Raw genomic sequence first — 7,128 nt, 5'->3', positions numbered from 1 at the left:
ACCTGTTACAAACTCACGCCGATCCATCCACTCTCCCTGGGCGTGTGGTCCAACTTCTGACTGACGGGAAGTTGGACCACATGCCGTCGCTCTGCATGATATTCCGTGGGGAAGTACTATATCCAAGTCATGAGTCTGAACATCTCCGGTGTCACGATCAACGCCCCCGTCTCTGCCGCTCACGCCGAAATCCTCACTCCTGAAGCACTTGCCTTCGTGGTTGAGCTGCACCGCGCCTTCAATCCGCGCCGTAAGGAGCTGCTGGCGGCACGCGTTGTGCGCCAGGCGCTTCTGGACGCCGGAGAGAAGCCCGACTTCCTGCACGAGACCGCGCACATCCGCATGGGTGACTGGCGCTGTGCTCCGATCCCGGCCGATATCCAGGACCGCCGGGTGGAGATCACCGGTCCGGTAGACCGGAAGATGATCATTAACGCGCTGAATTCGGGCGCGAAGGTCTTCATGGCCGATTTTGAGGACTCGTCCACGCCCCTGTGGAACAACCTGCTCGAAGGCCAGGCAAACCTGCGTGACGCGATCCGCCGCACCATCACCTTCGAGGATGCGAAGACCGGCAAGAGCTACAAGCTCAATGAGCAGACGGCAGTGCTGTTCGTCCGCGCGCGTGGATGGCATATGGAGGAGCGGCATATCGTCGTGGACGGCGAGCCGATGTCGGGCTCGATCTTCGACTTCGGCCTGTACTTCTTCCACAATGCCAAGGAGCTTGTGGCGCGGGGCAGCGGACCGTACTTCTACCTGCCGAAGATGGAGTCGCATCTGGAGGCGCGGGTCTGGAACGAAATCTTCGTGAAGGCGCAGGATCTGCTGGGCGTTCCTCAGGGCACCATCCGTGCGACGGTGCTGATCGAGACCATTCTCGCGAGCTTCGAGATGGACGAGATTCTCTATGAGCTGCGCGACCACTCGGCCGGCTTGAACTGCGGCCGCTGGGACTACATCTTCTCGTTCATCAAGAAGCTCGCCGCCGACACCAGCGTGGTGTTGCCGGACCGCGGTCAGGTGACCATGACGACGCACTTCATGCGCAGCTACTCGAAGCTATGCATCAAGACCTGTCATCGCCGCCAGATTCATGCCATGGGTGGCATGTCAGCTTATATTCCGATCAAGTCAGACCCGGTCGCGAACGAGAAGGCCCTGACGCAAGTGCGCGCCGACAAGGAGCGCGAGGCGACCGACGGACACGACGGTACCTGGGTGGCCCACCCCGGCCTGGTGCCGGTAGCGCTCGAGGTCTTCAACCGCATCATGCCGCAGCCGAATCAGATTGCGAAGCAGTTGCCGGAGTACACCGCGACCGCCGCCGATCTGCTGGAGATTCCGGCAGGAGAGATCACAGAGGCGGGTTTGCGCCAGAACGTGGCCGTCGGTCTGGGATACGTGGAAGCGTGGCTGCGCGGCATCGGCTGCGTACCGCTCTTCAACCTGATGGAAGATGCAGCAACGGCTGAGATCTCCCGCGCGCAGCTCTGGCAGTGGATCCACCATCACGCAAAGCTGAACGATAGCCGGGCGGTGACGGCGGAGCTCGTAGAGCAGACCATCGATGAAGAGCTGGAAAAGCTGAAGCCGACGCTGGATACGGAGCGGAGCGAGTCCTATGCCAAAGCCGCAGTGCTGATGCGGGACCTGGTCCGGGCAGAGAAGTTCCCGGAGTTCCTCACGCTGCCGGCGTATACGCAGGTGCTGCGAGAAGAGACGTTCGCGTAACTTTTTGTTTTGTCAGCGGAGAAGTCTGTTTTGTTGTGGGGTGCCCCACATACGCGGAGCTTATGTGGGAGATCGAGCGGAGCTCGATCCGTCCTTCAAATGGAGATTTGTGGCTTCCAGGCCCACCCTAACGTTGTGAGGGTGGGGCACCCAGACTGGGACGAATCGGTAGAAAAGCAGACTTCTCCGCTATCCTTCACCCCAGCCAGCAAAGCTGGCCGGGGACCCCGAGCGCTACGAAATGACAAAAATAAAAGTGCGGTTCTGCCTAAACCGCTACGGGCGTGCCGGCTATGGTCACCTGGTTTTTACCCGCGCGTTTGCTGACATAAAGGGCGCGATCGGCCTGTTGAATCAGGAGCGCCGTGTCATGTTCGCGGATATCGGCCCAGTTGGCGATGCCGATGCTGATGGTGATGCGCCCGATCGGGGAGCTCTGGTGAGGGATATCCAGCTCCCAGATCGCGTTCAGCATGGATTCCGCAACACGGCGGGCACCGCCCGCGTCGGCTCCCGGCAGCAATACGCCGAACTCTTCGCCTCCCAGGCGGGCAACGACATCCCCTCCGCGTCCGACCTTGCTCTGCAATGCCTGTGCAATCTGCCGTAGACAGTCATCGCCTGCCTGATGGCCGTACAGATCGTTGTAGGCCTTGAAAAAATCCACATCGATCATCATGATCGAGACGCCTGCCGCACGGCTCAGCTGTCGCAGCAGAGCATCGTCAAAGGCCCGGCGATTGGGCAGAACGGTCAGGGCATCCGTATTGGCCAGCCTGGCCATGGCCAGTTTTTCGCGCGTCAATGTCTCGCGCTCCATCTGCCAGATCTCTTCTGTCTGTTTCAGTGAGGAGATATCGCGGATGGTGCCGACGTAGCCCATGACCGCGCCTGACGCCTCGTCGAAGTAGGCACGGGCGACCGCCTCTACCCACCGGTAGCCGCCCTCTTTCTGCGCGATGCGGTAACGGATGACATGCTGACGTTTGCCGCTGGCCATGCTCTCCATTACCAGACGGGCCATGTCGCGGTCATCCGGATGGAAGGTCTGCATGCGATCCATCGCGAGAAACTCGGCCGGGGTCCAGCCGGTGAGCGTCTTGATCGCCGGTGAGATGTACCGCCGTGTTCCATCGAAAGAGGACAGGATGATGGTGTCCTCGGCATTCTGGAGCAGCGTCTGGTAGATGGAACGCGCTTCTTCGGCGGACCGGGCGTCGCGGCGCCGCTCATCCAGCAGTGCGCCTACCGGAAGCGCCGTTACAGCGCTGACGATAAGGAAGAGCTGCAAGAGCACCATGCGATGCTCGGCGCTGGCATTGACCGTCAGCCAGAATGGACCGTGATGCATGCTGGTTGCGGTGGTGCCTACGATCGTGAGCACCACGCCGGAGAAGGTGGCGCCTTCCAGGCCCATAGCGAGCACCATGATCACCATGGGCGGGAAAACGAAATAGAGAAGCGGATTCTGATTCTGCCAGAATGCGTAAACCGCCGTAGCCACAAAGGCACTTCCGGTGAGGATCGTTCGTAGAAGGTACGGCCGTAGTTTCTTGAAGGTTCTGTACTCTCCGCTGGTAAGAAACAGAACCACCGGCATGACGATGGCGATGCCAAGCGCGTCTGACAGCACGGAGGTCGTAGCCACATGCAGGAAGCTCTGGTGGGTGACCGGAGCCACCGGGATAGCGGCGAAACTACCCATCACGGCCGGAGCAACGATGGCGGCGATACCGAAACGTAGAACGTGCGCGCGTTCCTTGAGGTCGTCAAAGGTCGTTACGGCCGGGCTTATGATCCAGCCACAAAGAAACACCTCACAGGCATTGATCAGGCCGATCATCAGGGCAATGCCTGGCGGCAGGCCGGCGACGGCAGCACCCAGTATCAGGCCGACAGCACCGGCAGCCTGGCGAGCGAGAACAGCCGCCCAGTCACGTGGCCATAAGGGCAGCAGCAGGCCAAGCTGCAGACCTGTCAGGGGCCAGAGATAGATCAGTTGATCGCTGCGTCCAAGCACACCCAGGGTCAGCCACGTCGCCAGAAATGTGGCGACGAGCGTCATCAGCAGTGCGGGAATGCTCAGCGTGCCGGAGACCGATCGGTTCATGCGGATGAATGTGACGGCTGATATCTACAGGGATTGTAGCCCCATCCGTTTTCCCGCTACCGAAACTTGTCCTGATGGAGAGATCGGAGTCCCACATCAGGAGCGGCGATGCAGTAGATCCTCTGCGGACAGATTACGGATGCTGGCATCCAACAGTTCCACCATGTGGAAGGTGGGAATCTCCGCATGGCCACGCCGGCGCAGACCGGCCTGGAGCTGCAGCAGGCAGCCGGGGTTGGCGGAGATGAGCGCCTCCGCTTCGGTCGAAAGCAGGTTGTCGACCTTACGGTCACCAAGCTCGGCTGCCGGTTCGGGCTGAACAAGGTTGTAGATGCCCGCTGAACCGCAGCAGAGATTGGCCTCGGGCACCTCGCGGAGATCCAGGCCAGGAATGGTCTTTAGCAGATTCCGCGGTTCGGCATAGATACCCTGGGCGTGGCGCAGGTGGCAGGCATCCTGGTATGCGACCCGCAAGGGCAGGGGATGCCGCGGGCTTCGAGGTTCAAGGACGCTCAGTAGCTCCGAGATATCGCGGCACTTCGCGCTGAAAGCCGCAGCGCGTTCAGCCCATTGCGGGTCGTCGCGGAGCAGAAAGCCATACTCCTTCATCGTGGAACCGCACCCGGCAGCGTTGATGGCGATGTATTCGACATTGGCTGCCTCGAATTGGGCGATGGTCTGTTTGGCCATCCGCAGGGCTTCGTGCTCGACACCGGAGTGCACCATCAGGGCACCGCAGCACTGCTGGTTCTCAGGGACGACGACCTGGCAGCCCTCGGCCTCCAGCACTCGCGCGGTAGCTTCGTTCACATGCTGGAAGAAGACCTGCTGGACGCAGCCGGTCAGAAGACCGACGCGCGGACGGTCGTTCGCCTTGGTCTTAGACGGGTTGATGTGGCTGCGGAAGAGCGAGTCAGGCACACGAGGCAGCAGGGCCTCCATCGCCTGCAGACGCTTGGGCAGCAGCTTCAGAACCCCGGTGGCACGAACGAGCTTCTGCAGTCCAAGCCGCTGATAGGCGAACATGGGATAGGCCATCAGGCGCAGCCGCGCGGGATGAGGGAAGGTGGCGAACAGCAGCTTGCGAAACAGAGAGTCATCGGTCGCGCGGGGAATGTGGCGTTCGACCTGTGAGCGGGTGTCCTCGATGAGCTTGTTGTATTGCACGCCGGAGGGGCACGCGGTCATACAGGCCATGCAGCCCAGACAGTTGTCCATGTGCGTGCGGAAGGTCTGATCCAGACCGGCTTCCCCCTGCGTGGCCTTAGCCATCATGTAGATGCGTCCGCGAGGCGAGTCCATCTCTTCGCCCCACAGTACATAGGTGGGACATGCGGGGAGGCAGAAGCCGCAATGGACGCAGTCGGAGAGCAGTTCCTTTGACGGCGGATGATGCGGGTCAAAGGCCGAGGGCTTGGGAGGAGCTTCGATCTGGTGCAGATGAGACATGGCTAGCGGACCGGTTGCGCAGCTGGCTCAGCCGCCAGCGGGTTAAGTGTCTGGTTGGGATCGAACTGCTGCTTGACGATCGTCATCAGTGAAGAAGGCTCTTCCGGCCCCCATGGTGGCGTCGGGTCGTCCTGAGGGTGTTGAGGAATCGATAAAACTGTCATTGAACCAGCATCAGTATGCGCAGAGAGGCTTCCCAGTGCGGAATACGTTTGGCTGATATTTGGAAAGCAGGCGTAGAGGATGCCTATCGCCTGCGCGACGCAGCGCCCTCCAAGCTGGATAACGTTCGCAGCCTTGGATGAAAGTTCCGACGGCTTGCCGGTCACTTTCACCAGAAAGGCATCCGGTGTATTCATCACGTCTTCGCGAGCTGTCCATACATCAGGCGATGACGGATTGATTGCCATGCCATGCTGTCGCGCCAGTCCCGTCAGCATAGCCTCCTGCTTTGCCTCGGGATGCGCGTTGAGTTGAATGTCCAACGCGAAGCCTGACGTGTCGCCGCGTAGTTGCAGCGCCTGCGTAGCCAGATGGCTATCGCGAATCGCCTGCATCAGGGGTGCAAGCTTCTTGGCGCTCTCCGCTGCCACAGTGAAGCTTTGTGCGTAGCGCGGCAGGGCATACAGGCGGAAGGTCACCTCGGTGATGACAGCCAATGTGCCGAGAGAACCGACCATCAGCTTCGGTAGATCGTAGCCGGCGACATTCTTCACCACGCGGCCGCCGGTACGGGCAATCGTGCCATCGGCCAACACAATGGTCATGCCGAGCACCTGGTCGCGCAGAGAGCCGTAACGATGACGCAGAGCACCGGAGTCGTTGGTTGCGCAGATTCCTCCAACGGTAGCCGTAGCCGGCCATAGCGGATCCAGCGCAACAAACTGACCGTGCCGCGCGAGTGTCTGCTGCAGCGTCTCCCAGGTACAGCCTGCTTGTACGGTGCAGGTAAGGTCTTGCCATGGATGATCGACAACGCGATTCAGGCGCCGCAGAGAGATTTCAAGCTGTGGCTCGGCTGCAACTCCCCAGATAAGTTTCGTGCGGCCGCCGGTGGGCCGTACCTTCAGCCCATGGTGATCGGCGAAGCCCGTGATCGCGGCAACTTCGTGGGTGTCCTTTGGAGAAACGACGAAGACGCCATTGCGCTCCACGACAAACTCAGACCCAACGAGTGGAGCCAGATGTTCAGCGAGATTGGTGAGTACCTGCATTAGAAGACCTCCGCAATGCCGGAGGCTTCCACCGGATGAGGAACATAGTGGCCACGCTTCTGCTCACCGCAAAGCCGTGGCGTGGGGAAGAGCTTCTCCGGGTTGGCAATGTTGTCAGGATCGAAGGCGCGGCGCACGCGCTGCATCGTTGCCAGATCGGCGGGAGCATACATATAGCTCATGCTGCACTGCTTCTCGCGGCCTACACCGTGTTCGCCGGTGATGGAGCCGCCAGCTTCGACACAGAGGTCGAGGATGCGCATGGAGAGATCGATGGCGCGCTCCTCTTCGCCAGGGTTGTCACGGCTATAGAGCACGATGGGATGCAGGTTGCCGTCTCCGGCGTGAAAGACATTCGTAACCCGCAGACCTTCCGCGTTGGCCATGGCGGCAATCTTCTCCAGAACGACAGGGAGCGTGGTGCGGGGAATGACGCCATCCTGCACGATGTAGTTAGGACTCAGGCGGCCGGCGGCGGCGAAGGCTGCCTTACGCCCTTTCCAGATCAGCAGGCGATCCGCCTCGTCGACCGCATGGCGTGTCTCGAGAGCGCCGTTTTTACGGCAGAGTTCCAACACCTGTTCTGCCTGCAGCTTGACCTCGGCCAAAGGCCCGTCGACC

The 7,128-nt window shown here is 60.8% G+C and carries 5 protein-coding genes; 1 reads left to right on the top strand and 4 read right to left on the bottom strand.

The features are described from left to right. The first annotated feature begins 129 nt into the window (after positions 1-129). Positions 130-1,734 carry a malate synthase A gene (gene aceB, locus AB4043_RS08715; protein WP_442300208.1) on the top strand — a complete coding sequence of 535 codons (1,605 nt, stop codon included), beginning with the start codon at positions 130-132 and terminating at the stop codon, positions 1,732-1,734. A 268-nt stretch (positions 1,735-2,002) separates the two neighbouring features. Here aceB and AB4043_RS08710 read toward each other — a convergent pair whose 3' ends face one another. The 4 genes from AB4043_RS08710 to AB4043_RS08695 all read right to left on the bottom strand — a co-directional run. Further along, positions 2,003-3,844, bottom strand: coding sequence for a diguanylate cyclase domain-containing protein (locus tag AB4043_RS08710; RefSeq protein WP_442300207.1), 1,842 nt, complete (start codon positions 3,842-3,844; stop codon positions 2,003-2,005). 96 nt (positions 3,845-3,940) lie between these two features. After that, entirely contained in the window at positions 3,941-5,293 is a 1,353-nt protein-coding gene (locus AB4043_RS08705; protein ID WP_442300206.1) for a (Fe-S)-binding protein, read from the bottom strand. A 2-nt stretch (positions 5,294-5,295) separates the two neighbouring features. Continuing rightward, positions 5,296-6,507, bottom strand: coding sequence for an FAD-binding oxidoreductase (locus AB4043_RS08700; RefSeq protein WP_442300205.1), 1,212 nt, complete (start codon positions 6,505-6,507; stop codon positions 5,296-5,298). Beyond that, positions 6,507-7,128: FAD-linked oxidase C-terminal domain-containing protein (locus tag AB4043_RS08695; protein ID WP_442306870.1), on the bottom strand; the 622-nt coding region annotated here is incomplete at its 5' end. The genes AB4043_RS08695 and AB4043_RS08700, both read right to left, overlap by 1 nt.

It is taken from the genome of Terriglobus sp. YAF25 (assembly GCF_052113305.1).
Lineage (GTDB): Bacteria > Acidobacteriota > Terriglobia > Terriglobales > Acidobacteriaceae > Terriglobus.
This window is presented reverse-complemented; position numbering and strand designations above follow the sequence as displayed.